Raw genomic sequence first — 25054 nt, 5'->3', positions numbered from 1 at the left:
GGCGCCCGCGCATGCACCGCATGCGACTTCGGCTAGCCTTCCCGTCAAATCCGCCAGCCTTTCGAGCTGCGGGCGCCGCGCCGGTTGGCACGGCGACAAATCGACGGTACAGGGAGGAGCACAATGTCGAAATGCAGTGTGGGACTGCTGGCGCTGAGCAGCCTGTTTCTTTCAGGCGCCGCGATCGCTCAGGAGAAGATCAAGGTGGGCGTGACTGCGACGCTCGAAGGCACCTACACGGTGCTCGGCGAGGACGGCATGCGCGGCCACCAGACGGCCCTCAACGTGCTCGGCAAGAAGGTCGGCGACAAGGAACTCGAATTCATCGTCGCCTCGACCGACGCAACGCCCGACTCCGCCGTGCGCGCGGTGCGCAAGCTGATCGAACAGGACAAGGTGCAGATCCTGCTCTCACCGCTCTCTGGCGACGAGGGCATCGCGGTAAAGAATTTTGCAAAAACTCATCCCGAGCTGACCTTCATCAATGCGGCCTCCGGCGCCCAGGAAACGACTTATGTCGATCCGGCCCCGAACTTCTTCCGGTACAACATGGACGGCGCACAGTGGCAAGTCGGCCTCGGCAAATACGCCTATGACGAAAAGAAGTATCGCAAGATCGCGACCGTCGGCGAGGATTACTCCTTCATCTACACCCAGGTGTTCGGCCTTGTGCTCGAGTTCTGCGGTGCCGGCGGACAGGTCACCAACCGGCAATGGGTGCCGCTCGGAACGAAGGATTTCGCCTCGGTCATCGCCGCCCTGCCCGACGACGTCGACGCCATCTATCTCGGGCTCGGCGGCGCGGATGCCGTCAACTTTCTCAACCAGTATCAGCAGGCCGGCGGCAAGGCGCACCTGATGGGCGGTTCCATCATGATCGACCAGACCATCCTGTCGTCGAAGGGCAACGCCAAGAACGCGCTGATCGGCACCATTGCGGCGAGCGGCCAAGCCGATACCTGGGAGGATCCGGGCTGGCAGAAGTTCGTGAAGGCCTATCAGGACGCCTTCCCGCCCAACAAGCGCTTCCCGAGCCCGTCGCTGCTCGCGACCAACTATTATGATTCAACCATGGCGCTGATCCTTGCGCTGCGCCAAGTCAATGGCGACCTCTCCAACAACCAGGCGAAGTTCAAGGAAGCACTGGCGAAGATCGAGCTCGACGCGCCGAACGGCAAGATCAAGCTCGACTCCAATCGCCAGGCGATCGGCACCAACTTCGTCACCGAAGTCGTCGACGACGGCAAGGGCGCGCTGTTCAGCAAGGTCGTGAAGGTGATCCCGAACGTGAACCAGACGCTCGGCTATGATCCGGCCGTGTTCTCGAAGATCGGGCTGCCGAGCCGCACAGTACCGGAATGTAAGAAGTACTGACGCATCACGCCTGCACCGCGCTGGCGGAGAGCGACTTGCTGACGCGGTCGCTCTCCGCTCTTGCAATCTCGCCGGGGTTGTTGAACGCTGGCCGAAAAGACAAGAACATTCGGGAGGGGAAGGCATGAGCCGCGCGCTCGCCGTCTTCCACGGCCGGTTCGGCCGGGCGACGGTTTATCAGTTGAACCGCCCTTTCAATATCCACGCCCATCGTGAAGGTCATCTGATCTTCCATGTCGGCGGCATGCCGGCATGCATCGATGTCTCCAACGGGCATTATGATCTCACCGAATCCTCGGTCGTTGCCGTCAATCCGTGGGAGCCGCACAACTTCCTGCCGGCCGATGTCGACGGCGGCGCGATCTTCTTCGTGCTTTACGTCAACGCCGAATGGTTTGCGCCGGACGCATCCGGCTCCGACCGGTTGCGTTTCGGCCGCACCCAATTCAGGCGCACGCCTGCGCTCGACAAGCACATCAGGCGGACCGCCGCGCTCGTGTGCGGCGCACCATCGCTTTCCAGCCTCGATTCCGAGCTGAGGCGGCTGATCGACATCTGCTACGATGAAAGCTGGCAACAGGCCGAGATCGCGCGCGATCCGCGCGCCAATGGTGCCGTGACCGACTTCCGTGTGCGCAAATGCATCAGGCTGATGTCGGAGAGCCCCGGGGCCGAGATGGAGCTCGATAGGATCGCGCGGGAATCCGGTTTGTCTCGACCGCATTTCTACCGGCTGTTCCGCGTCCAGACCGGCGTCACGCCGAATCTCTATCTCAACACGCTGATCATGGAACAGGCGCTCGAAGCGCTGGTGGCGAGCGAGGCGCCGATCGCCGATATCGGCTTCGATCTCGGCTTCTCCTCGCAAAGCGGCTTCACCCGCTTCTTCGCCGCCAATGTCGGGATGGCCCCGACCGATTATCGTCGCGCGGCCAAAGTTTTGCGCACCTAGCCGCTGCGCGAAAAGATACTCACGATCAAACGTCCTCCTCGCAGCCCGGCTAGGATGTGGGCAACGCGATCTCGCTAGAGAATTGCGAGTCCAGGGAGGATGTTCGCCCATGGCAGGGCTCGCAGCCGATAACGGCTTGCACGCCGCCTCGTCCCACTTGCGGGGAGAGGGTTGGGGTGCACCCGCGCCGAAGCCCGTCATCGAGCGCGCCTTTGGCGCGACCCGTTGGACGCGACCGCTCCCCGGAAGCGGCAGGGTTATCGCATATGATCTCTTGGAGTGGTCTGAGCAAGCGCCTCGTCCTTCGAGACACCCGCTCCGCGGTCTCCTCAGGACGAGGCTAATTGGCATCCGGCCCGTTGAACCTGCTGCCGCACACTCCGCGCTCATCCTGAGGAGCCCGCCAAAGCGGGCGTCTCGAAGGATGGGCCGCAGGGAATCGCTTCCCATATGCGATTGCCCTGCCGCAAGCGGGGCGAGACCATGAGCCGCTTTGTCGAACGCCATCCCGTCTGGGCGCTGATCGTGATCATTGCCATTGCCGTCGTGCTTTGGCTGGTCTTCGCGGTCTGGCCGCCGGGCCTCGAAGAGGCGATCGGCCGCAAGCGCGTCTTCCTCAATGCCGTCTTCAACGGCATCACGCTCGGAGGGCTCTACTTCCTCGTCGCCAGCGGCTTCACGCTGATCTTCGGCCTGATGCGCAACGTCAACCTCGCGCATGGCTCGCTCTATCTGTTCGGCGGTTATGTCGGCTACGCCATCAGCGCCTCGACCGGCTCCTGGATCCTCAGCTTCATCGTCGCTTTCATCCTGACCGCCCTGGTCGGCGTCCTGCTCCAGTTGATCGTGTTCCGCCGGATGGAGGGACAGGATCTCAGGCAGACCATGGTGACGATCGGGCTTTCGATCGTATTCGCCGACCTCATGCTGTGGGCCTGCGGCGGCGACTTTTACCAGATCCAGACGCCGAATTGGCTGATCGGCCCGGTGGAGCTGCCGCTGATCACGGCGATCAAATCCTCAGGCGAGCCGGTCTATCTCAGATATCCGCTGGTGCGGCTCGTGATCTTCGCCGCTTCCGTGATCATCGGCGTGGCGATGTGGCTCGCGCTCAACCGCACCCGGATCGGCATGATCATTCGTGCCGGCGTCGATGATCGCGATATCCTTGCTGCGACCGGAGTGCGCATCCAGCTCGTCTTCGTGCTGGTGTTCGCCTTTGGCGCGGGACTTGCCGGCACCGCCGGCGTGGTCGGCGGCACGTTCCAGTCATTGTCGCCCGGCGAGGACATCCGCTTCCTGCTGGCGTCCCTCGTCGTCGTGATCGTCGGCGGCATGGGTTCGATCCCCGGCGCCGCACTCGGCGCACTGATCATCGGCCTCGCCGAACAGCTCGGCTCGGTCTACATCCCGACCTACGCCATCGTCGTGACCTTCCTGATCATGGTGCTGGTGCTGGCCATCCGGCCGCAAGGCCTATTGGCGAGGCGCTGAGATGTCGCTCGCCCACGATGCACGGCTTGCCGTACGCCCCGCCACAATGGCGCAGCGCCCGGCACGGACGTGGCCGGAGGTCAACAATCCCGCCGCCTGGATCGTCGCGGTCATTCTCCTGATCATGCCGCTGATCGCCAACGGCTTCTTTCTGATCGAGATCTTCGCCTCCACCTTGATCCTCGGCACCATGGCGCTGAGCCTGATGTTCCTCGCCGGCTATGGCGGCATGGTCAGCCTGATGCAGCTTACCATCGCGGGGGTTCGCGGCCTATATGGTCGCCGTGTTCGGCGTCAGCGGCAATGCCAATATCAGCCTGGGCTGGCCGTGGTGGCTCGCGGTGCCGATGGCGCTGACGCTGGCGACCGCTTTCGGCACGCTCGGCGGCGCGCTCGCGGTCCGCACCGAAGGCATCTACACCATCATGATCACGCTCGCGATCGGCGCGGCCTTCTACTATTTCACCAACCAGAACTGGGCGATCTTCAACGGCCATACCGGTATCAACACCGTGGCCACGCCGCACTTCTGGGGCGTGAACTGGCGCGCCGACATTCCCTTCTACTACGTCGTGCTCGCGGTCGCCGCGCTCTGCTATTTCGCAGTCGAATATCTCTCACGCGCGCCCTTCGGTCTTGCCCTCCAGGGCGTGCGTGACAATCCCAGGCGCATGGCTGCGCTCGGCTTCAACGTCAATGCGCACCGCGTCGCCGCCTATGCGTTCGCCTCGTTCGTGGCCGCGCTGGCCGGCGTGCTCCAGGTCTGGAACTACCGTCAGATCTCGCCGGGGTCGGTCAGCGTCGGAGCCTGCATCGACGTGCTGATCATCGCCGTTGTCGGCGGCATCACGCGCCCGATCGGTCCCTTCATCGGCGCGCTGATCTTCGTGCTACTGCGCACCTTCGCGCTCGACTTCCTGGTCAGGCTTGGCCTCGATGGCAACCGCTTCCGCCTGCTGATCGGGCTCGGCTTCCTCGCCATCGTGTTCTGGTCCTCGGACGGCGTCATCGGCCTATGGCAGCGATGGCGCCAGCGTCAGCGCCGCGGCGCGGACCGTTCCGGCGGAGGGCGCCGTGATGGATAGCGTCGCTCAACGCCTCTCCGCCGTGGGCGCCGGCGCTGCGCTGGAGCTCCGCGGCGTGACGCGCCTGTTCGGCGCGCTGGCGGCGCTGACGGACGTCACCATCACGGTGCGTCCGGGTGAGCGGCGCGCGGTGCTCGGTTCGAACGGCGCCGGCAAGACCACGCTGTTCAATTGCATCACCGGCGACTTCCCGCCCTCCTCCGGCACCATCCGCTTCTTCGGCGAGGACGTCACGCACTTCCCGCCTTATGAACGCATCCGGCGCGGATTGCGGCGGACCTATCAGATCTCGGCGCTGTTCCCCGGCCTCACCGTGCAGGACAACGTCTATCTCGCCTGCCGCGGCGTCTCGCGCGGACGCTTCTCGTTTCTGCGTCCGGGACAGAACGACGCCCTGATGCATGCGGCGGACAATCTCGTCCAGGCCGTGCATCTTTCGGCCGTGAAGGACCAGCGCGTGGCCGAGCTCGCGCATGGCCAGCAGCGCCAGCTCGAGATCGCGCTCGCGCTCGCGGGCGCCCCGCGCTTTGTCCTGTTCGACGAACCGGCCGCCGGCTTGTCGCCGACCGAACGGGCCGAGCTGATCGAGATCCTGACCTCGCTGCCCGCGCATATCGGCTACATCATCATCGAGCACGACATGGATGTCGCTTTACGCGTCGTCGAGAGCGTCACGATGATGCACAACGGCCGCATCTTCAAGGAAGGCCTGCCGCAGGAGATCCAGTCCGATCCCGAGGTGCAGGAGCTCTACCTCGGAGGCGGTCATGAATGAGGTCCGCCGCAGCAAGGCCGCGCTCGAGGTCCGCGGCCTCGATGTCTACTATGGCCACTCGCACGCCCTGCAAGGCGTCGATCTCACACTGGAGAACGGTGTGTTCTCCGTCGTCGGCCGCAACGGCATGGGCAAGACCACGCTGTGCAAGGCGATCATGGGTCTGGTAGGCGTGAGCGGCGGCTCGATCCGCGTTCGTGGCGACGACATCACGCGGCGGCCTCCGGCCCAGATCGCCCGGCTCGGCGTCGGCTATGTGCCGCAAGGACGCCGGCTCTGGCGCTCGCTCAGCGTCGACGAGCATTTGCGGCTGGCCGGCGGCCTGCGGCCCGGCGCCTGGACTGTCGATCGCATCTACGAGACCTTCCCGCGACTCGCCGAGCGCAAGGATCACGGCGGCGGCCAGCTCTCCGGCGGCGAGCAGCAGATGCTCGCCATCTCTCGCGCGCTACTCACCAATCCGCATCTCCTGATCATGGACGAGCCGACCGAAGGGCTCGCGCCCGTCATCGTGGCGCAGGTCGAGGAGATGCTGCTGCGGCTCGGTGAGGACGGCGACATGTCCGTGCTCGTGATCGAGCAGAATATCGGCGTCGCCACCGCGATCTCGCGCAACGTCGCGATCATGGTCAACGGCCGCATCAACCGCATCATCGACTCCGCCCGCCTCGCCGCCGACCGCGAGCTCCAGCAGCGCCTGCTCGGCGTCGGGCTTCACGCCGAGCTCGAGCCGGATATCGACGTCGCCGCGCCCGGTGTCGAAGCCAGGCCGGCGCCGGCGCCACGCCGCGAGGGACCGATCCGCATCTACATCTCCAACCCGACGCTCCCGACCCGATGGTCGCAACCGGTACCGATCGCCCGCATCGAAGCTGCTGCGCGAACGGTCTCGACGCAAGTCACCCGGCTCGAAGAGACGACGCGGCGCAAGCGCGAGCCGGTGACGACGCAGGCCGCCGGCCCGCCTGTGGCGTTGGTCGTCGGCACGCTCGACACCAAGGGCGTTGAGCTGCGCTTCATCCGCGACATCATCGCAGAAAGCGGCCTGCGCACGCGGCTAGTCGATGTTTCCACGAGTGGCAAGCATTCGTCGTGCGATGTCTCCGCGCAGGAGATCGCCCTGAACCACAGCCGTGGCGGCGCAGCGGTGTTCGGCGCCGATCGTGGCGCCGCCGTGACCGCGATGGCCGATGCCTTCGCCAACTGGCTGCGGCGCCAGGGCAATGTCGTCGGAGTGATCTCGGCCGGCGGCTCGGGCGCAGCGTCTCTGGTCGCCCCGGGGATGCGCACGCTACCCGTCGGCGTACCCAAGCTGATCATCTCCTCCGTCGCCTCGGGCGATGTCGGGCCCTATGTCGGTCCCGCCGACATCACGATGATGTACTCGGTCACCGACGTGCAGGGGCTGAACTCGATCTCGCGGGCGGTGCTGGCCAACGGCGCCAACGCGCTCGCCGGCATGGTCAAGGCGCGGCTCGATGCCCGCGCCGCAGCGGCGCGCGAGGCCGGCGGCCTGCCAGCGGTCGGTATTACCATGTTCGGCGTCACCACGCCGGCCGTTCAGAAGATCGCGGCCGAGTTGCGTGATGATTTCGAATGCCTGGTGTTCCATGCCACCGGCGTCGGCGGACGCTCGATGGAGAAGCTCGTCGAGTCCGGCCAGCTCGCCGGAATCATCGACCTCACGACGACCGAGATCTGCGATCTGCTCATGGGCGGCGTGTTTCCTGCGACCGAAGATCGCTTCGGCGCGATCATCCGCAGCCGCGTTCCCTATGTCGGCTCGGTCGGCGCGCTCGACATGGTCAATTTTGGCGCGCCCGAGACTATTCCCGAACGCTACCGCGGCCGCAAGTTTCACGTCCACAATCCGCAAGTGACGCTGATGCGGACAACGGCCGAAGAGAACGAGCGCATGGGCCGCTGGATCGCTGAGCGGCTCAATCAGATGGATGGCCCTGTACGCTTTTTCCTGCCCGAGGGCGGCGTGTCCGCCCTCGATGCGCGGGGCCAGCCGTTCTGGGATCCAGACGCCGACACCGCGCTATTTCGCACGCTGGAGCGCACGGTGCGGCAGACCGGCAACCGCCAGCTCATCCGCGTGCCCAAGAACATCAACGATCCCGAGTTCGCCGCCGCCATTGTCAGTGCGTTCCGAACCCTGTTCGGCCGTACCAAGGTGCGCCGAAGAGTAGCGAGGTGACCGATGGCGAGGTTTGAACGCGCAGCGCTCCTGGAGACCTTTCGCGACATGGCAAGGCGCGGTGAGCCGATCGTCGGCGGCGGCGCCGGCACCGGTCTATCAGCCAAGTGCGAGGAAGCCGGCGGCGTTGATCTCATCGTCATCTACAATTCGGGCCGCTATCGGATGGCCGGCCGCGGCTCGCTCGCGGGTCTGATGGCTTACGGCGATGCCAACGCCATCGTCGTCGAAATGGCGAACGAAGTGCTGCCCGTGGTCACCAGGACGCCGGTGCTGGCGGGCGTCAACGGCACCGATCCATTCCGCGACATGGACGTGTTTCTCGACCAGTTGAAGGCGCTCGGGTTTGCCGGCGTGCAGAACTTTCCGACCGTCGGCCTGATCGACGGCGTCTTCCGCGCCAATCTCGAAGAGACCGGCATGTCCTATGCGCTGGAGATCGACATGATCGCCAAGGCGCACGACAAGGACATGCTGACCACGCCCTACGTGTTCAGCGAGAAGGAGGCCGCCGCAATGGCGATCGCCGGCGCCGACATCATCGTTTGTCACATGGGCCTGACCACCGGCGGCACCATCGGCGCGCAGACCGCACTGAAGCTCGAGGATTGTCCCGCGCAGATCGACATCTGGGCGTCCGCTGCGCTCAGTGTCAATCCGGACATTCTGGTGCTGGCTCACGGCGGCCCGATCGCGGATCCCGCCGATGCCGATTTCATCATGAAGAACACCCGCCATTGCCACGGCTTCTACGGGGCGTCCTCGATGGAGCGACTGCCCGTGGAGCGGGCGCTGACGGAGCAGGTGCGTCAATTCAAGGCGATCGGCGCGCGGTAACGCCGAAGGTACGAGGGAGGGAAAGATGTCGGGGATTCTCGTCGGTGAATTGATCCTCTGGCTGATCGTCGCGATCGTCGTGATCGTGGTTGGCGTCTACATCGTCAACTGGCTGTACCACCGCTCCTCGAAGGAGACCTCGTTCGTCCGGACCGGCTTCCTCGGCGAACGCGTGGTCATCGATGGCGGCGCCTTCGTGCTGCCGTTCATCCACGACTACACGCCGGTCAACATGAACGTGCTGCCGATGGGCATCGTCCGCTCCAAGCAGGACGCCGTGATCACCCGCGACCGCATGCGCGTCGACATCGAGGCCGACTTCTATGTCCGGGTCCAGCCGACCCGCGAAGCGGTCTCGATCGCGGCGGCGACGCTCGGCCGCCGCACCATGGAGCCCGAGCAGCTCCATGCGCTGCTGGCCGGCAAATTCATATCCGCGATCCGCTCGGTCGCCTCCGAAATGACCATGGAGGAAATGCACGAGCGGCGCGGCGACTATGTCGCACGCCTCAAGACCAATGCATCCGAAGCCCTCGCCCAGAATGGTCTCGAGCTAGAATCGGTCGCGATCACTGATCTCGATCAGACCGACCTGGAGTTCTTCAACCCGTCGAACCGGTTCGACGCCGAAGGCCTGACCCGCCTGATGGAGGATATCGAGGCCAAGCGAAAGCTGCGCAACGATATCGAGCAGGACTCGATGATCAAGATCCGCTCGCGCAATCTGGAAGCCGAGCGGCAGGCGCTCGAGATCGAGCGCGAGAGCGAGACCGCGCGCCTCGAGCAGGAGCGCGACATCGAGATGCGCCGCGCCCTTCAGCGCACCGAGGTTGCCCGCGAACGCGCGCTCCGCGAGACCGAGGCCGAACAGGCGCAGATTTCTGCGCGGGAGGCCATCGAGCGCGCGCGCATCGCCAATGATCAGGCGATCGCGGAGGCCCGCATCGCCTCCGAGCGGGAGACCCGGCAGAAGGAGATCGAGCGCACCCGTACCATCGAGGAGAAGGAACTGCTGGCGCGCGAGGAGATCGAGAAGACCCGGATCGCCAACCAGCGCTCGATCGACACCACCCGCATCGCTTCGGAGCGCGAGGTACGCCAACGCGAGATCGAGCGGATGCGCACGGTCGAGGAAGCCGAGATCGCCGCGCGCGAGGCGATCGAGAAGGCGCGGATCCAGCAGGATCGCGTCGTGACCGACGCCCGCATCGCCAACGACGAGGAGACGAGGCGCCGCGAGATCGAGCGCACGCGTGCCGTGGAAGAGGCAGAGATTGCCGCGCGCGAAGCCACCGAAAAGGCCCGCATCGCCCAGACCATGACGGTCAATGTCGAGCGCATCTCCTCGGACGAGCGCACCCGCGCGCTGGAGATCCAGCAGGTGCGAACAATCCAGGAGGCCGAGATCGAGGCTCAACGCGCGGTCGAGGCGGCCCGCATCGCCCGCGAGCGGACGCTCGCGGCAGAGCGCATCGCCGCCGAACAGAACACACGGCAACTCGAGATCGAGCGCAACCAGGCACTCGACGTCGCCGGCATCGCAGCGCGAGAAGCCACGGAGGCCACGCGCATCGCGCAGGAGGAGCGCGTGCGCTCGCTTGAGATCGCCCGCAACCGCGCCGTCGAGGAAGCTGATATCGCCTCGCGCGAGGCGATCGAGGCGGCCCGCATCGCCCAGGAGAAGGCGGTTGCGGCCGAGCGCATCCAGGCCGAGCGCGAAACCCGCGCACTGGAGATCGAACGGACCGGCGTCTTGGAGGCGGCCGAGCTGAAGCGGCGTGACGCGATCGAGCGCCAGCGTATCACGGTGGATCTGGCGCTCGAGGCCGAACGGATCAATTCCTCCAAGAAGCGCGAGGTGCTCAACATCGAGCAGAAGAAGGCGATCGAGATCGCCGACGAGGACCGCGTCATCGCGCTGTCCACCAAGAAGTCCGAGCGGATCGACGCCGATCGCCAGGTCCGGCAGGCAGAGATCGTCGCACGCAAGGAGGTCGAGACCACCGACGTCTCGCGCGAGCAGGCGCTGGAAGCCGCCCGGATCGAGCGGCGTCGCGCCATCGAGCAGCTCGAGGTTGCTCGGGTGCAATCCTTGCAGGAAGCCGAGATTGCCGCGCGCGAGGAAGTCGAGCGCGCGCGCATCTCCTCCGACCGCGGCCTCGACGAAGCCCGGATCGGCCGCGAACGCGAGCTGCGCAAGCTCGAAATCAATCGCGAGAAGGAGGTCGAGACCGTGCTGATGGAGAAGGCGATCGCAATCCACACGAAGTCGCTGGAGGAATCCGCAGCCAAAGCATCAGCCGAGGAAGCGCGGATGCGCGCCACAGAAGCCACCGAGCGGGTCATCACCGCTCGCGAGAACGAGATTGCCAAGCGTCGCAAGGGCGTAGAAATTCTCATCGCCGAGAAGCAGGCCGAGGAGACACGGATCGCCGCCGAGGCCGAGCGCGTGCGCGCGGCCGTGGAAGCGGAAGCGCAGCGATTGCTCAACGAGGCCGAGAACGTTCTCACCGACCAGGCGCGCTACTCCCTCTTCCGCAGAAAACTGCTCGACCGCATCGAGGGCATCGTACGCGAGAGCGTCAAGCCGATGGAGAAGATCGAGGGCATCCGCATCCTCCAGGTCGATGGCCTCAACGGCAATGGCCACGGAAACGGCAATGGCGGCCGCAGCGCCACCGACGAGGTGATCGATTCGGCGCTGCGCTACCGCGTTCAGGCGCCGCTGATCGACTCGATCCTGTCGGACATCGGCGTCGAGGGCGGCAGTCTCGCAAAAATGCCGGGCCTGATCCGCGAGGCGCGCGACATGCAGGGCATCAGGGATTCCGCGCGCAAGAGTGGCGGCGACAAGCCGGCCTCCCCGCCTGCGGCCGAAGGCGGCGAGCCGCCGGCCGAGCGCGGGCCGAGAAAGAAGAGCTGAGGTCTGATCCATGGCCCGCGTCTATGTCTCCACCGTCGTCAACGCCCGCAACGACCGCGTCTGGGCGCGGGTGCGCGATTTCAACGGCCTGCCGAACTGGCATCCGGCCATCGCCGAAAGCCGGATCGAGGGTGGCGAACCCGCCGACAAGATCGGCTGCGTCAGGGATTTCCGCCTGCGCAACGGCGACCGCATTCGCGAGAAGCTCCTGGGCCTATCCGACTACGACATGTTCTGCACCTACTCGATCCTGGAATCGCCGATGGGCGTCGAGAACTACGTCGCGACCTTGCGGCTGACGCCCGTCACCGACGGCGACCAGACCTTTGTGGAATGGACCGCCGAATTCGACTGCGCGCCGGAGCGCGAGACCGAGCTCGTCAGCAACATCGGCGGCGGCGTGTTCCAGGGCGGCTTCGACGCCTTGAAACGCGTGTTCGGAGGTTAGCCGTGCCGCATATCGTCAAGAGCACGATCCTGAGCGCACCGACCGATGCGGTGTGGGACCTGCTGCGGGATTTCAACGGCCACGACCGCTGGCATCCGGCGGTTGCGACCTCCTCGATCGAACGCGCTCAGGCCTCCGACAAGATCGGCTGTATCAGGCGCTTCAAGCTCAAGGATGGCTCCGAGCTGCGCGAGCAGTTGCTGGCGCTGTCCGACCTCGAACAGACCTTCAGCTATTGCCTGCTCGATACCCCGATCCCGATGTTCAATTACGTCGCCCATGTCCGACTGCTCCCGGTGACCGATGGCGACCGCACCTTCTGGAATTGGGAATCGCGCTTCACCACCAAGCCCGAGGATAGGGACCGCATCACCCACATGGTCGCGGAAGACATCTACCAGGCGGGATTCGAGGCGATCCGCCGCCATCTGAAGGAGGCCGCCTAACCATGGCTGTGACCGTAAAGACCTTTGCCAGCGCCAGCGAAGCGGCCGGGGCCATATCCTCGGACCGCAGCGCGCGCTATCTCGGCGGCGGCACGCTGGTGATGCGGGCATTGAACGAGGGCGACGTCTCGATATCGACCATCGTTCGCGCCAGTGACCAGGCGCTGAGCCGGATCGATGCGTCCGGCCCACGCATCACGCTCGGTGCCGGCGTCACTTTCGCGAGAATTCTCGGCGAGCGGGACCTCGCTTTCCTGCACGCGCCCGCCCGTTCGATCGGCGGGCCCGCCGTGCGCAACATGGGCACCGTCGGCGGCAATCTGTTCGCGCCCAACCCTTACGGCGATTTCACCGTGGCGCTGCTGGCGCTCGACGCCACAGTCGCGCTGCAAGGCGGCTTCGGCGCCCGCGACATCGCGATCGAGGAGTTCCTGCAATCGCGCGAGCGGCAATCCGGTGCGTTAGTCCTCTCGGTCTCCTGCACCCGGCCGGCCAACGCCGAGGCCTTTCGCTATCGCAAAGTTGCCCGCATCAAGCCGAAGGGCGGCTCGGTCATCACGCTGGCCGCACATCTGCCGGTCAGCGGCGGGCGCATCGCCGGTGCTCGCATTGCGCTCGGCTCGATGGCGGCGACCCAGATCCGCGCCAAGGCCGCCGAACGTGCCCTCGAAGGACGCACGCTCGATACCGCGAACATCAATGCAGCCGCCTCTACCGCAATCGAGGGCACATCGCCCGCGGACAACGCGCTCGGCAGCGCCTGGTATCGCCGCGAGATCGTCGGCGTCCATCTCCGCCGTTTGCTGTCCGGTCAGGAATAGACAAGGACCAACATGTCCAAGACGCCTCTGCAATTTCGTCACAACGGCCGCGACGTCGCCATCTTCGTCGATGGCGGCGCCAACTTGCTGGTCGCCTTGCGCGAGCTGGTCGGTGACATGACGCCTAAGTTCGGCTGCGGCCAGGGCGGCTGCGGCACCTGCAGCGTGCTGATCGACGGAGAACTCCACCTCTCCTGTCTGACGCTCGCCGAGACCGTCGCGGGCCACTCCGTCGAAACGCTCGACGGCCTCAAGCAGGGTCCGAACCTGCACCCGCTCCAGCGCGCCTTTGCCGACAATTTTGCCGCCCAATGCGGCTATTGCACGCCGGGCATGCTGATGGCCGCGAAGGCGCTGCTCGACCGCAATCCGTCCCCGAGCCGGGCCGACGTGATCGAGGCGATCTCCGGCAACATCTGCCGCTGCACCGGATACGAGCCGATCATCAATGCCATCCTCGCCGCCGCCGGCGGCCGGGCCAGCGCCTGAGGTCAGATCATGCTGGAACTACGCAAGGACATCTTCGCCGACGAGCGCGACGACAATCTCAAGGAGATCGGCAAGGGCACGCAGCGCCAGGACATGCTCGGCCACATCACGGGGACGTCGAGCTATTTCAACGACCATAAGCTCCAGGGCATGCTGCACTTGAAGGTCGTTCGCTCGACTCAGGCCCATGCTAAGCTGCGCCGCATCGATACCACGGACGCAGAACGCTCAGCCGGCGTGCGCCGGATCATTCGCGGCACTGACGTGCCGGTCAATCTCAACACGCTGCTGAGCCTGATCAATTTCGGCAAGGACGACGAGCCATCACTGGCCGTCGACAAGGTCCGCTACAAGGGCGAGCCGATCCTCGCCATCGTCGCCGACAGCGAGCGTGAGGCGTTCGAGGCCATTGCAAAAGTGCGGATCGACTATGAGCCGCTACCGACCGTGTTCGACGTCGAGGATGCCCTCAAGCCGGGCGCGCCCGTGGTCAACGAGACCTATCCGAAGAACGCCTTCATCTATCACGACGTCTACGATCACCAGCGCCTGCGGTTCGGCGATGCCGATGCGGCACTCGCGAACGCCGACCACGTCCTCGAACAGCGCTACCAGATGTCGCCGATCGAGCACGCGCCGACCGAGACCAATGGCGCGATTGCCGCGCCCGACACCAACGGCCGCTACGTCGTCTACACCTCGACCCAGGCGCTGTTCTTCTCGGTCGATACCTGCGCCAAGATTTTGGACGTGCCTTCCAACACCTTCCACTTCATCGGTGGCACGGTCGGCGGCGGCTTTGGCGGCAAGGTGGATACCCTGACCGAGCCGCTCGCGATCCTCGGCGCCATGCTGACCGGACGGCCCGTGCGCTACGTGTTCGGTCGCGAGGAGGAGATGCAGTACGGCCCGCCGCGCGGCGCCGAGCGCATCTACATCAAGGACGGCGTGATGCGCGACGGCCGCATCGTCGCCCGAAAGATCCGTGCCTATTTCGACAGCGGCGCCTATACGCGGCTCTCTAGCTACGCCGCGGTGAAATGCGCCGCGCATTTGCCGGGCCCCTATACCATCCCGAACGTTTATGGCGACGTCTACTGCGTCTTCACCAATCGCACGCCGGCGACCGCCATGCGCGGCTTCGGCGTCACCGCGATGGACTTTGCCATCGAATGCCAGATGGACAAGCTCGCAAACCTCGTCGGCATGGACCCAATGGAGTTCCGGATTCTGAACGCCTATCGCGACGGTGACATGAAGGCGCATCGGCGCGAGGCCAAGAACACGGCGCTGATCGAATGCGTTCAGGTCGCCGCCGAAAAGGCCAAATGGCCGATCCGCGACGAGTTCAGGCGCGCCTCCTCGCGCAAGGATGGTGGCGGCAGCCGCGCCGCGATTCCGCCGACGCCGACGGATGTGCGCGCGCGGCCGGCCGCGCCCGCCCAGCAGCGCACGACCTATGACCGCGCACCCGTGACCGCGACAAGAGAGCCGCCGCGCGAACCGCCACCGCCGACACCGCCGCCTCCTCCGCCCCGCCCGGCGGCACCATCGCACGGCGCCACCCGCTTCTCTTCCGTGTTCGGGACCAGGAGGCGCTAGATGACCAGACATCGCGGACGCGGCATGGCGTCGATCAACTATCCCATCGGCATGAACCTCGGCGGCGATCCCAGCCAGGCGCTGGTTCACTCCAATCCCAGCGGCAAGTTCACAGTGGCGCTGTCGTCGATCGATCTCGGCCAGGGCATGAAATCGGTGACGCGGCAGATTTGCGCTGAGACGCTGGGCGTGCCGGTCGAGGACGTCTACGTCGACACCGCGGATTCCGACACCGGCCCGCATTGCATGGGTTCGTTCGCCTCGCGCGGCACTCACCGCGTCGGTAACGCCGTGATGGCTGCAGCCCGCGAAGCCCGCGGCGTGATGATGGAGGCTGCGGCCGAGGAGCTGGAGGTCAACGCCGCCGACCTCGAGACAGACGGGCGCGGCAACATCCATGTCAAAGGCGCGCCGCATCGCTCGATCTCGACCAAGGATGTCGCGATCGCCGCGCAATTCAAGCAGGGCAAGACCATCTCCGGCCGGGGAATATTCCTGGTACCGCTGTCCGATGTCGACCCCGAAACCGGAGAGATGTCGCCGGCAACCTGCTATGCCCATGCCTGCCTGGTCGCCGAGGTCGAGGTCGACGACGAGACCGGTGAGGTCGCGATGGTCCGGATGGACTCCGCCTATGAGCTCGGCCGCGCGCTCAACCCGCGGCTGGTCGAGCAGCAGCTCGTAGGCGGCGCCTGGATGGGCGTCAGCCACGCGCTCTACGAGACGCCCGAGCCTTACTATCCCGACCCCGCTCACGGCCCGCGCGACTTCGTCGAATATCTGATGCCCGGCCCCGGCGATATCTGCCCGCACGATATCGCGGTGCTGGAACGCCCTGCTCCCGATGGTCCCTTCGGCGCCAAGGGTCCCGGCGAGATGTGCGCCAACCCGGTGCTGCCGGCCGTGGCGAATGCGATCTTCAACGCGGTCGGCGTGCGCATCGACGATCTCCCGATTACGCCCGAGAAAGTGCTGCGCGCGATCAAGGCCCAGGGCGGCGCACGGCCGCAGGCGCGACGCTAGAGGATTGGCCGTGGCGGTTCGCAGCAACATCGTCGGAATCGACAGCCCACAAGCGCTGGAGAAGGCGCTGCGCGCAGCCTATTACCTCGCCGACGAGGGACTGGCCACCGCCGCCTATCTCGGGCTCGCGCTCGGCAAGCCGCTGCTGCTGGAAGGAGCGCCCGGCGTCGGCAAGACGGAGGCTGCAAAGGCGATCGCTGCCGTGCTCGGCCGCCGGCTCATCCGCCTGCAATGCTATGAGGGCATCGACGCGTCGGCCGCACTCTATGAGTGGAACTACCCGCGCCAGATGCTCGCGATCCGCCAGGCCGGCGACGAGAGCATCGACATCTATGGCGAGACGTTCCTGATCGAGCGGCCGATGCTGGCCGCGCTGCGCGCACCCGATTCCACCGTTCTGCTGATTGACGAAATCGATCGCGCCGATCAGGAGTTCGAGGCCTTCCTGCTCGAATTCCTCTCCGACTTCCAGATCTCGATCCCCGAGCGCGGCACGGTACGCGCGGCGGAGCGACCCGTGGTCGTGCTGACATCGAACCGGACACGCGACCTGCACGAAGCGCTGCGCCGCCGCTGCGTCTATCACTGGATCGACTATCCCACCGCCGAGCGCGAAGCCCGCATCATCATGATGCGCGCCTCGAGCGTCGCCGAGGCCACGGCACGCGCGGTCGTCGCGACCGTCGAACGGCTGCGGCGCGAGCCGCTCAGCAAGGCACCGGGCATCGCTGAGGCCGTCGATTGGGCCGAGGCCGCGACGCTCCTTCACGAGGGCGGCGCGCGCTGGCCCGATGCGTTCAAGCGCTCGATCGGCGTGGCGCTGAAGGACGAAGAAGACCTGCATTTCATTTCGCCGCGGCTCGACGCCATGCTCGCGGAGGCGACCGCATGAGCACCGAGCCGCAGCTCCCGCGCGCCGCGCGCGTGTTCGTCGCCTTCGTCCCGCTGCTGCGCGCGAATGGCTTTGCCGTGGCGCCGGAGCAGACCACGACGTTCCTGGCGGCCATCGAGCTGCTCGGCCCTGATAGCATCGAGGATATCAGACAAGCTGCACTGGCGACGCTAGCTCCGCCGCCCGATCGTCGTGCCACCTTCGACCGGCTGTTCGATCTCCACTTCCGCGGCAGCGAGACGATTGCGCGCGATGACGAGGGCGAGGACGACGAGACGGTTCGCCTCCAGGAAGAGGGCCGCGGCGACGAGGAGCCCCTGCTCTCCGACGAGGCGAGCGAGTCCGGCCTCACCGCGACCCGAAGCGAGGCGCTGGTCGAGCGCCGCTTTGGGGTGAGTTCGACAACGGACGCGCTACGCCGCCTGGCGCGCGAGGCGTCGCGACGTCTGCCGCGACGGCGTGGCCACCGGCGCATGCGCGCCCGCCGCGGACCATTTGCCGACCTCCGCCGCACCTTGCGCGACACCGTCCGCAGCGACGGCGAGATCTTGCGGCTCGGTCACCTCAAGCGGCGGCAGCGGTCACGCAAGATATTGCTGCTGATCGACGTGTCCGGCTCCATGAAGACTCGCACTGAGGAGAACATGAAGCTCGCGCATGCGCTGGTGCAGGCGGCACCCAATGTCGAGGTCTTCACCTTCGGTACGCGGCTGACGCGGGTCACCCGCCCCTTACGACTGAAGCGTCGCGAGCAGGCATTGAACGCAGCCGCTCATCTCGTCAGCGACTGGGATGGTGGCACCCGCATTGGCGATGCGCTGCAAGCCTTCCTCGCCGTGCCACGGTTCGGCGGCTATGCGCGTGGCGCCGCTGTGGTGATCGTCTCCGATGGACTCGAGCGCGGTGAAGGCGACGCACTTCGCGACGCCGTCGCGAAACTATCGCGGCGGTCCTGGCGCTTGAGCTGGCTGACGCCGCTCGCCACAAGCCCGGCCTTCCGCCCGCAGACCGAAGCGCTCATTGCCATCGAGCGCTTCGTCGATGATCTCGTGGATGGCGGCTCGAGCGCGTCGATCGTCGCGCACATTCTGGCGTTGGGACGAAGGAGAGCGGCGTGACCAATATTGTCGACGGCCATCATCACATCTGGCGGCAGGCCGACCTGCCCTGGCTGATCGGTCCGATGCAGCCGCGAATCTTCGGCCCCTACGAGTCGATACGGCGCGATTATCCGATCCAGGAATATCTCGACGACATCGAGGGCACCAGCGTCACCCGCTCGGTCTATGTGCAGACCAACTGGGCCAACGACCGCTTCGAGGACGAGGCCGCCTGGGTGCAGCAGGCCGCCGACGAACACGGCTGGCCGCACGCGATCATCGCCTACGCCAATTTCGCGGTCGAGGACGTTCGTCCCCAGCTCGATCGTCTCAAGCGCTATCCGCTCGTGCGCGGCGTACGCATGCAACTGCATTGGCACGAGAACCCGCGCTACCGCTTTGCAGCCCGCCCCGATCTCTGCGCAGATCCAATAATCCGCCGCAACGTCGCGCATCTCGCCGACTATGGCTGGAGCTTCGACCTGCAGGTGTTCACGCCGCAGATGCCGGAGGCAGCGGAGCTGGCCGACGCTTGTCCAAAGGTGACTTTCATCCTCCAGCATGCCGGCATGCTGGAGGACCTCTCGGCGGCAGGCCGCGCCGCCTGGCGCGCCGGCATGGCGCGGCTTGCGGCCTGCCCGAACGTAGTCTCAAAGCTCTCCGGGCTCGGCACCTTCATCCATCGCAACGATCCCGCGCACATCGCTGCCGTTCTCGCCGACACCGTTGCGATTTTCGGTGCCGAGCGCTGCCTGTTCGGCTCCAATTTCCCGATCGAGAAATTGTGGACCAGCTATCGCGAGCTCGTCGACGCGTTTTGCGCGGCAGCCGCACCGCTGAGCACCGAACAACAGGACGCGATCTTTCGGGCGACCGCTACGCGCGTCTATCGGCTTTGACAGACAAGAAGCAATACAAGGAGGGACGCGAATGGCGCTGGAGATCAAGATCCTGGACTACGGCGATATCGAGCTGGAATCGAGCTTCCTGGTGCTCGGCCGCGACTGCGGCCGCACGCGCCGCGTTCTCACCCTGGGCTTCCTGATCCTCGGCGGCAAATATCCGGTCGTGGTCGATACCGGCTATCGCTCCAACCAGATCATGGAGACGCTGGGCATGCGCGGGCTGCAATACCACGAGAACATGATCGAGAATCAGCTTGCGCGCCATGGTGTGCGCATGGGCGACGTCCGCTTCGTCTGCCACACTCATCTGCACATCGACCATGCCGGCAAGGACGATCTATTTCCGATGAACACGACAGTCGTCCTCAACCGCAGGGAGCTCGAATATTCCGTTTCCGGCCTGATGCATCCCCAATATCCAGCGCCCGACATCAAGCACCTGATCGACCGCTTGCACACCAAGAGCGCGCTGCGCTTTCTGGATCTCGAGGTCACCGGCCCGATCGAGTTGATGCCCGGCGTCTATTGCGATGCCGCCAACGCCCATACCGAGGGATCGATGAACATCATCGTTCACACCGCCGACGGCATTGCCACCATCTGCGGCGACGTGATCTACGACTTCAACGACCAGATCGTCACGCCCTTCAACGAGATCCACGATTGGGAGCCGCGCACCACCGGCAACCACGGCACCAGCAAGCGCGCGGAAAAGGCGGCGATCAAGAAGCTGCTCAGCAATTCGCGCTATCTCCTTCCCGTGCACGATCGCCCCGCCAAGATCGAAGGCGGCAATGTCGTCGGGCGGCTGCACGACCAGGTCCCAGGCCCGATCGTGCAGTCCTTGCCCGAGCGCAACTGGTTCCCGGCCTGAGACCCTTTCTGCGCATGATCTTGCCGGAAGTCCGCGCCGTACTTTCCGGACCATGGTCCTGGAGGATCGACCGATGACCCACGTTACCTTGCGTTCCGACTTCGAGACCCTGATCGACCCGTACGCGCCGGTCGCGCAAGTCGGCACCGGCTTCGAGTTCACGGAAGGACCGATCTGGCATCCGGTCGATCACTACCTCCTGTTCTCGGATATGCCGGGCGACGTGCGGCGGCGCTGGGACGCGCGGCGCGGCGTCGTGGAGGTCAAGCGTCCCTCGAACAAATGCAACGGCATGACCTATGATGCCGAGCTCAACCTCATCGTCTGCGAGCACGCGACGTCGTCGCTGGTCCGCGAGCGGCCGGATGGGCGGCGAGAGGTGCTGGCTTCACACTTCCAGGGCCAGGAACTCAACAGCCCGAACGATGTCTGCGTACACTCTTCCGGCGCGATTTATTTCTCTGATCCCTGGTATGGTCGGATGCCGGTCTATGGCGTCGAGCGGCCACGCCAGCTCGGCTTTCAGGGCGTCTATCGCCTCGTACCCGGCGGCGAACCGAAGCTCGTCGTCGACCGCAACCTGTTCGACCAGCCGAACGGGCTGTGCTTCTCGCCCGACGAAAAGCTGCTCTATGTCAACGACACCGTGCAGGCGCTGATCCGCGTCTTTGACGTCGATAGTGACGGTTCACTGTCGAACGCGCGCGTGTTTGCGAGCGGCATCCGCTCCGAGCTCGAGCCAGGTCTGCCCGACGGCATGAAGTGCGATCAGCAGGGCAATGTCTGGGTCACCGCGCCCGGCGGCGTCTGGGTCTATTCGCCGCGCGGTGAGCTGCTCGGCAAGGTTCGGGTGCCAGAGCTCGTCGCTAACCTCGCCTGGGGCGGTCCGGACTTCCGCATGCTGTATCTGACTGCGACGCATTCGGTGTACGCGATCCCGACCAAGGTCGGCCCGCGGCATGAGCCCTATATGAGCGGCCGGCGAAGCGGCGGCGGCACGGCGCCAAGCTCCGCGCCAACCTCGCCCATCCTCGCCGAGGGCGAGATGCGGCTCGATCCGCAGCGATGCGCGATGATCATCCAGGACCTTCAGAACGACGTCATCATGGAGGGCGGCGCCTTCACCGAGTCGGGCGCCCCCGGTCATGCGCGGCAGCAGCACGTGGTTGACAACGTCCGCCGTCTTGCCGAGACCGCGCGCGCCCGCGGCGTCGCCATCATCCATGTCTGGTTCATCGTCGAACCCGGCGCGCCCGGCGTCACGCTGAATGCGCCGCTGTTCGAAGGCCTCGTCGACAGCAAGGCGATGGTACGCGGAAGCTGGGGTGCGGCGCCCGTGTCCGGCCTCGAGCCGCGACCGGGCGACTTCGTCGTCGAGAAAATGCGCATGAGCGCGTGGGAAGGCACGCGGCTGGAGACGATCCTGAAAGCCACCGGCCGCGACATGATAATCAATACCGGTGCCTGGACCAATATGTCGGTCGAGCACACCGCGCGCACCGGCGCCGACAAGGGCTACTTCATGATCGTGCCCGAGGATTGCTGCTCGACCATGAATGCGGATTGGCACAACGCCTCGATCAACTTCGCCATGCAAAATGTCGCGGTGGTGACCAGGGCGGAGGCGGTCATTAGGGCGCTGGGATGACGCGCAGTGCCGAAGCTCCTGCATCTGTCCTGCTCGCCCCGCCCCGACTCGGAATCGAGTGCCGCCGCGCTGGTCTTCATTGACGGCTTTCGTCAGACCCATCCCGATTGGGACATCGACTTCATGGATCTCTGGCGCGAGCGGATGCCTGAGTTCGCTGGTCCCATCCTCGAGGCCAAATACGCCCGCATGAACGGCCAGCGCTTCAGCGATCCTCAACGCGACGGTTTTACCGAGGCCGAGCGCATCGCGCTGCGCTTTTCACTCGCCGATCGCGTGCTGATCTCGACGCCGATGTGGAACTTCGGCATCCCCTACAAGCTGAAGCAGTTCATCGACATCATCGTCCAGCCCGGGCTTACCTTTCGGTTCGATCCGTCCCAGGGATACGTTCCGCTGCTGAGGGACCGGCCAACGCTCGTGATCCTCGCCAGCGGCAGCGATTTCTCCACCGGCATGAACCGCGGCCGCATCGACATGGCAACGCCCTACGTGCGGGAAATCCTGCGCTTCATTGGCATCAACGATGTCCGTTTCGTGCCGATCGGGCCGACCACGGGACCCCCACAACCGATTGAGGCCGCCCGTGAACGGGCGTTCAAGCGCCTCGGCGCCCTGGCTGCGCATTTCTGATGCCGTTGCGAACACGTCGCCGCTTCAATGCGGCGGCGGGATCAAGGCGCGCAGGATGCCCGGCTTCCAGGCCTGACGCGCGCTGTCGAAGGCCGCGAAATCATGGTCGAACTGCCAGTAGGCCCATGACCAGCCAAGCCTGTCGGCGTTTCTCGCCACGAAGGAGAGGTATCGCAAGCGACTGTCGGACGGCGCACGCTCGTACACCCCGAACTCCCCGAGATAAAGGGGGCGCCTCTCACTCTCCGCCCAGAGACTCATTTTCCTGAAATCGGCGGCGGCTTTTGCTTCGTCATCCCGAGTACCCCAAGCCAGCGGACCGATCTTCGAGAAAGTTGCAGACCATGGTGCACCCTGGTGCGTGAACCGTATGGGGGCGTAGTAGTGAAAAGTGACAATGAGCTTCCTGTCCTCGGCCGGCAGAGCCAGCTCGTCGACAGGAATATCATCCGTGTTGAGAACGGCGGCAATGACCGGCCGCTCGGGGTTGGTGCGGCGGATGATCGCGAGACACTCGTTGAGCAGTGAATTCCAGCTGGCGGACGTCATGAGCCCGCCAGGTTCATTCAGGACCTCGAAGACGAGCGAGGGATACTGCCCCGCATAGCGCTCGGATATCTGCCTCCAGAACGACTTCAGCTTCTCAGTGCATCCGGCAACGTCGCTTTGACAAACGTGGGTATCGTGTTCGTCGAGCACAGGAATGAGGCCCCTCGCAAGGACTTCCTCGATGACGGTGTCGAGCCGCCTCAGGACGATCTCATCCAGGACATTCTCCGGACCCATGAACTTGAAGCCGAAGAAGTTGATCCTGACGTGCGAAAATCCGGCCTTCTTGATTGCCGTCAAATTCTCCAGGCGGAAGGGCGCGTTCTGACCGCCCTCCCAGATTCCATCGTAGCCGAGAATATTGATGCCGCGCCCGAGTTTCGGCACGTCGCGGGAATTGGCCCGCTCGGCTCCGCGAACGTCGGAGAAGAGCGATGCGACGAATATCACCGTCGCTGCCAGCATGGCGCTCCCCGCCCACCGAGCGCGCATGACGGTCATCTTGCGTCCATTTGCAAGGACTGCAAATCGGCCTGTGGCACAGGCCTGCAGGTCGCGAACAAGAACGCCACCAGCAACACCGACGTGAACATGGTCGAGCGGAGGAATGTCGTCTCCGTGAAATTGGTCTGGAAGCTCAGGACGACAAATCCGATGATGAGAGCACAGTGCGAACGATCGATGGATCTGGTCGAGATCAGATGGAGAATCTTGCTCGAGAACAGAAGGACACTCGCTGCGAAAAGCACGTATCCCAGAAATCCGGTTTCCATCAGGATCGCGATGTAGCCGCTGTGATAATTGTCGAGTACCCAGCCGTGGTTTTGTTCGAAATAATCGTAGATCGACGGCACCGTCCAAAAACCGTTGATCCCGAAGCCGAGCAGCGGCGCATCGTCGAAATGGCTGATGGCGTAGTGCCAGATGAAGGTTCGTTCAGTGAAATCGATCGTCGCATCGCCGACATGGATGGCGTCATAGCCTGTCAGGTAAAAATAAAGAAACAGAGTTCCGGCCAGGAGACACATGACGAACGGCAGCACCGCATAGACCCTCATGCAGCCGACCGACCACATCGAGGTCACGAGCAACGCACAGGCTGCCAGGGCAACAGCGCCGGCACCGCGCGATTCCGACGCGAGGACGCAGGTCGAGGCCAGCAGGAACACGAAGAGGAACGTCGGCCAACCCTGCCCCTTCATCTTACGATAACAGCCAAAAAACATCAGATACGCGCCGACGAATCCGAGCGTCTGCTTCGATTCATAGACGCCCTGCCATTGACCGCTATGCATCCAGGTCTGGTCTATCCCGATATCGGGGACAGCAAGCGCACAGAAAGCCGATGCGGCGACCAATATCACCAGCCCAAGGGCCGTGGCCCTCACAATCTCGTCGATCTCGATGCGCGTGATGAGACAGAACGCGCCGAAGGTCGTCATGGCAAGCGCCGCGCTTTTCATGAACGCCGCCGCGCTCAGGCTCGACCAGAACACGGAGGCCACCGCGAACGTGTAGAATGCGAGCAGCGCGATCAGATCGAGATTGAACTGCAGACGCAGGCGCGGGCGCACGAATGCACTTGCGTAGATGAGGACGCCCCACATCAGAAGCGCCGCGGTCTGCTGCACAAAGGTGAGCTCCGGCGGCAGGAGCGCGGCGTTGAAGATGCCCATCGATGCAATCACGTTGATAGTAATCGAACAACTGATCGCGGCTCTGGCAATCTTCTCAACGCCAACGCTGCGCGTCTCCCAGAACGCGCTCTCGAGTGTCCCGGAATCCACCTCGGTCTGCAGGCTGGCCATGAACCGACCTTCCCTAGGCACGGTTAATAATTTGCTAGCACGGTCGAGCTCCGCCACTCCCAGCGCACAGGAGGCCGAACTTTAAGGATTTAATAACGATAAGAGACCCGGCGCGGCGCATTAATGCAAATCGTACCCCGCTGGTGTCTCGCCCGTAACGACCCTGCTATAAA

21 protein-coding genes and 1 pseudogene are annotated in these 25054 nt (G+C 64.8%); 20 read left to right on the top strand and 2 right to left on the bottom strand.

Annotated elements, in window-relative coordinates:
• Positions 1 to 123 precede the first annotated feature (123 nt).
• The 20 genes and pseudogenes from IVB01_RS09150 (at position 124) to IVB01_RS09055 (ending at position 22524) form a co-directional block, all read left to right on the top strand.
• Positions 124 to 1374 (top strand): ABC transporter substrate-binding protein, encoded by a 1251-nt coding sequence (locus tag IVB01_RS09150; protein WP_247278130.1) that lies wholly within the window; start codon positions 124 to 126, stop codon positions 1372 to 1374.
• A gap of 124 nt (positions 1375 to 1498) precedes the next feature.
• Positions 1499 to 2326, top strand: a complete 828-nt coding sequence (locus IVB01_RS09145; RefSeq protein WP_247278131.1) for an AraC family transcriptional regulator — start codon at positions 1499 to 1501, stop codon at positions 2324 to 2326.
• 483 nt (positions 2327 to 2809) lie between these two features.
• A complete protein-coding gene (locus IVB01_RS09140; RefSeq protein ID WP_247278132.1) occupies positions 2810 to 3820 on the top strand; it encodes a branched-chain amino acid ABC transporter permease in 1011 nt (336 codons plus the stop codon).
• Position 3821: 1 nt separating this feature from the next.
• Positions 3822 to 4905 (top strand): annotated as a pseudogene (locus IVB01_RS09135) (branched-chain amino acid ABC transporter permease).
• Positions 4898 to 5680 carry an ABC transporter ATP-binding protein gene (locus IVB01_RS09130; protein ID WP_025035423.1) on the top strand — a complete coding sequence of 261 codons (783 nt, stop codon included), beginning with the start codon at positions 4898 to 4900 and terminating at the stop codon, positions 5678 to 5680. Before IVB01_RS09135 ends, IVB01_RS09130 begins: the two are co-directional and overlap by 8 nt.
• Positions 5673 to 7883: an ABC transporter permease gene (locus IVB01_RS09125; protein ID WP_247278134.1), complete on the top strand. Its 2211-nt coding sequence runs from the start codon at positions 5673 to 5675 to the stop codon at positions 7881 to 7883. Before IVB01_RS09130 ends, IVB01_RS09125 begins: the two co-directional genes overlap by 8 nt.
• Before the next feature lie 3 nt (positions 7884 to 7886).
• A complete protein-coding gene (locus tag IVB01_RS09120; protein ID WP_247494418.1) occupies positions 7887 to 8720 on the top strand; it encodes a phosphoenolpyruvate hydrolase family protein in 834 nt (277 codons plus the stop codon).
• A 25-nt stretch (positions 8721 to 8745) separates the two neighbouring features.
• Positions 8746 to 11643 (top strand): flotillin family protein, encoded by a 2898-nt coding sequence (locus IVB01_RS09115; RefSeq protein ID WP_247278136.1) that lies wholly within the window; start codon positions 8746 to 8748, stop codon positions 11641 to 11643.
• 10 nt (positions 11644 to 11653) lie between these two features.
• Positions 11654 to 12091 carry an SRPBCC family protein gene (locus IVB01_RS09110; protein WP_128939213.1) on the top strand — a complete coding sequence of 146 codons (438 nt, stop codon included), beginning with the start codon at positions 11654 to 11656 and terminating at the stop codon, positions 12089 to 12091.
• Positions 12092 to 12093: 2 nt separating this feature from the next.
• Positions 12094 to 12537: an SRPBCC family protein gene (locus tag IVB01_RS09105; protein WP_247278137.1), complete on the top strand. Its 444-nt coding sequence runs from the start codon at positions 12094 to 12096 to the stop codon at positions 12535 to 12537.
• A 2-nt stretch (positions 12538 to 12539) separates the two neighbouring features.
• Positions 12540 to 13358 carry an FAD binding domain-containing protein gene (locus IVB01_RS09100; RefSeq protein ID WP_247278138.1) on the top strand — a complete coding sequence of 273 codons (819 nt, stop codon included), beginning with the start codon at positions 12540 to 12542 and terminating at the stop codon, positions 13356 to 13358.
• 12 nt (positions 13359 to 13370) lie between these two features.
• A complete protein-coding gene (locus IVB01_RS09095) occupies positions 13371 to 13847 on the top strand; it encodes a (2Fe-2S)-binding protein (RefSeq protein ID WP_247278139.1) in 477 nt (158 codons plus the stop codon).
• Between the two features lie 9 nt (positions 13848 to 13856).
• Entirely contained in the window at positions 13857 to 15449 is a 1593-nt protein-coding gene (locus IVB01_RS09090; protein WP_247278140.1) for a molybdopterin cofactor-binding domain-containing protein, read from the top strand.
• Positions 15450 to 16472, top strand: a complete 1023-nt coding sequence (locus IVB01_RS09085; RefSeq protein ID WP_091887626.1) for a molybdopterin cofactor-binding domain-containing protein — start codon at positions 15450 to 15452, stop codon at positions 16470 to 16472.
• A 10-nt stretch (positions 16473 to 16482) separates the two neighbouring features.
• The gene (locus tag IVB01_RS09080) at positions 16483 to 17364 is read left to right on the top strand and encodes a MoxR family ATPase (protein WP_247278141.1); all 882 of its coding nucleotides are present in this window, start codon (positions 16483 to 16485) and stop codon (positions 17362 to 17364) included.
• On the top strand, positions 17361 to 18482 hold the full coding sequence (locus IVB01_RS09075) for a VWA domain-containing protein (protein ID WP_247278142.1): 1122 nt from the start codon (positions 17361 to 17363) through the stop codon (positions 18480 to 18482). The genes IVB01_RS09080 and IVB01_RS09075 overlap by 4 nt, the downstream gene beginning before the upstream one ends.
• Entirely contained in the window at positions 18479 to 19363 is an 885-nt protein-coding gene (locus IVB01_RS09070) for an amidohydrolase family protein (RefSeq protein ID WP_247278143.1), read from the top strand. Before IVB01_RS09075 ends, IVB01_RS09070 begins: the two co-directional genes overlap by 4 nt.
• 31 nt (positions 19364 to 19394) lie before the next feature.
• Positions 19395 to 20243 (top strand): MBL fold metallo-hydrolase, encoded by an 849-nt coding sequence (locus IVB01_RS09065; RefSeq protein ID WP_247278144.1) that lies wholly within the window; start codon positions 19395 to 19397, stop codon positions 20241 to 20243.
• Between the two features lie 73 nt (positions 20244 to 20316).
• Positions 20317 to 21891: an isochorismatase family protein gene (locus IVB01_RS09060; protein ID WP_247494417.1), complete on the top strand. Its 1575-nt coding sequence runs from the start codon at positions 20317 to 20319 to the stop codon at positions 21889 to 21891.
• A gap of 6 nt (positions 21892 to 21897) precedes the next feature.
• Positions 21898 to 22524, top strand: a complete 627-nt coding sequence (locus tag IVB01_RS09055) for an NAD(P)H-dependent oxidoreductase (RefSeq protein WP_247278146.1) — start codon at positions 21898 to 21900, stop codon at positions 22522 to 22524.
• A gap of 24 nt (positions 22525 to 22548) precedes the next feature.
• Here the strand turns inward: IVB01_RS09055 and IVB01_RS09050 are convergent, their stop codons facing one another.
• Positions 22549 to 23574 (bottom strand): cellulase family glycosylhydrolase, encoded by a 1026-nt coding sequence (locus IVB01_RS09050; protein WP_247278147.1) that lies wholly within the window; start codon positions 23572 to 23574, stop codon positions 22549 to 22551.
• Positions 23571 to 24881, bottom strand: coding sequence for an O-antigen ligase family protein (locus IVB01_RS09045; protein WP_247278270.1), 1311 nt, complete (start codon positions 24879 to 24881; stop codon positions 23571 to 23573). Before IVB01_RS09045 ends, IVB01_RS09050 begins: the two co-directional genes overlap by 4 nt.
• Positions 24882 to 25054 lie beyond the last annotated feature (173 nt).

This window comes from Bradyrhizobium sp. 164 (genome assembly GCF_023073715.1).
GTDB lineage: Bacteria > Pseudomonadota > Alphaproteobacteria > Rhizobiales > Xanthobacteraceae > Bradyrhizobium.
This window is presented reverse-complemented; position numbering and strand designations above follow the sequence as displayed.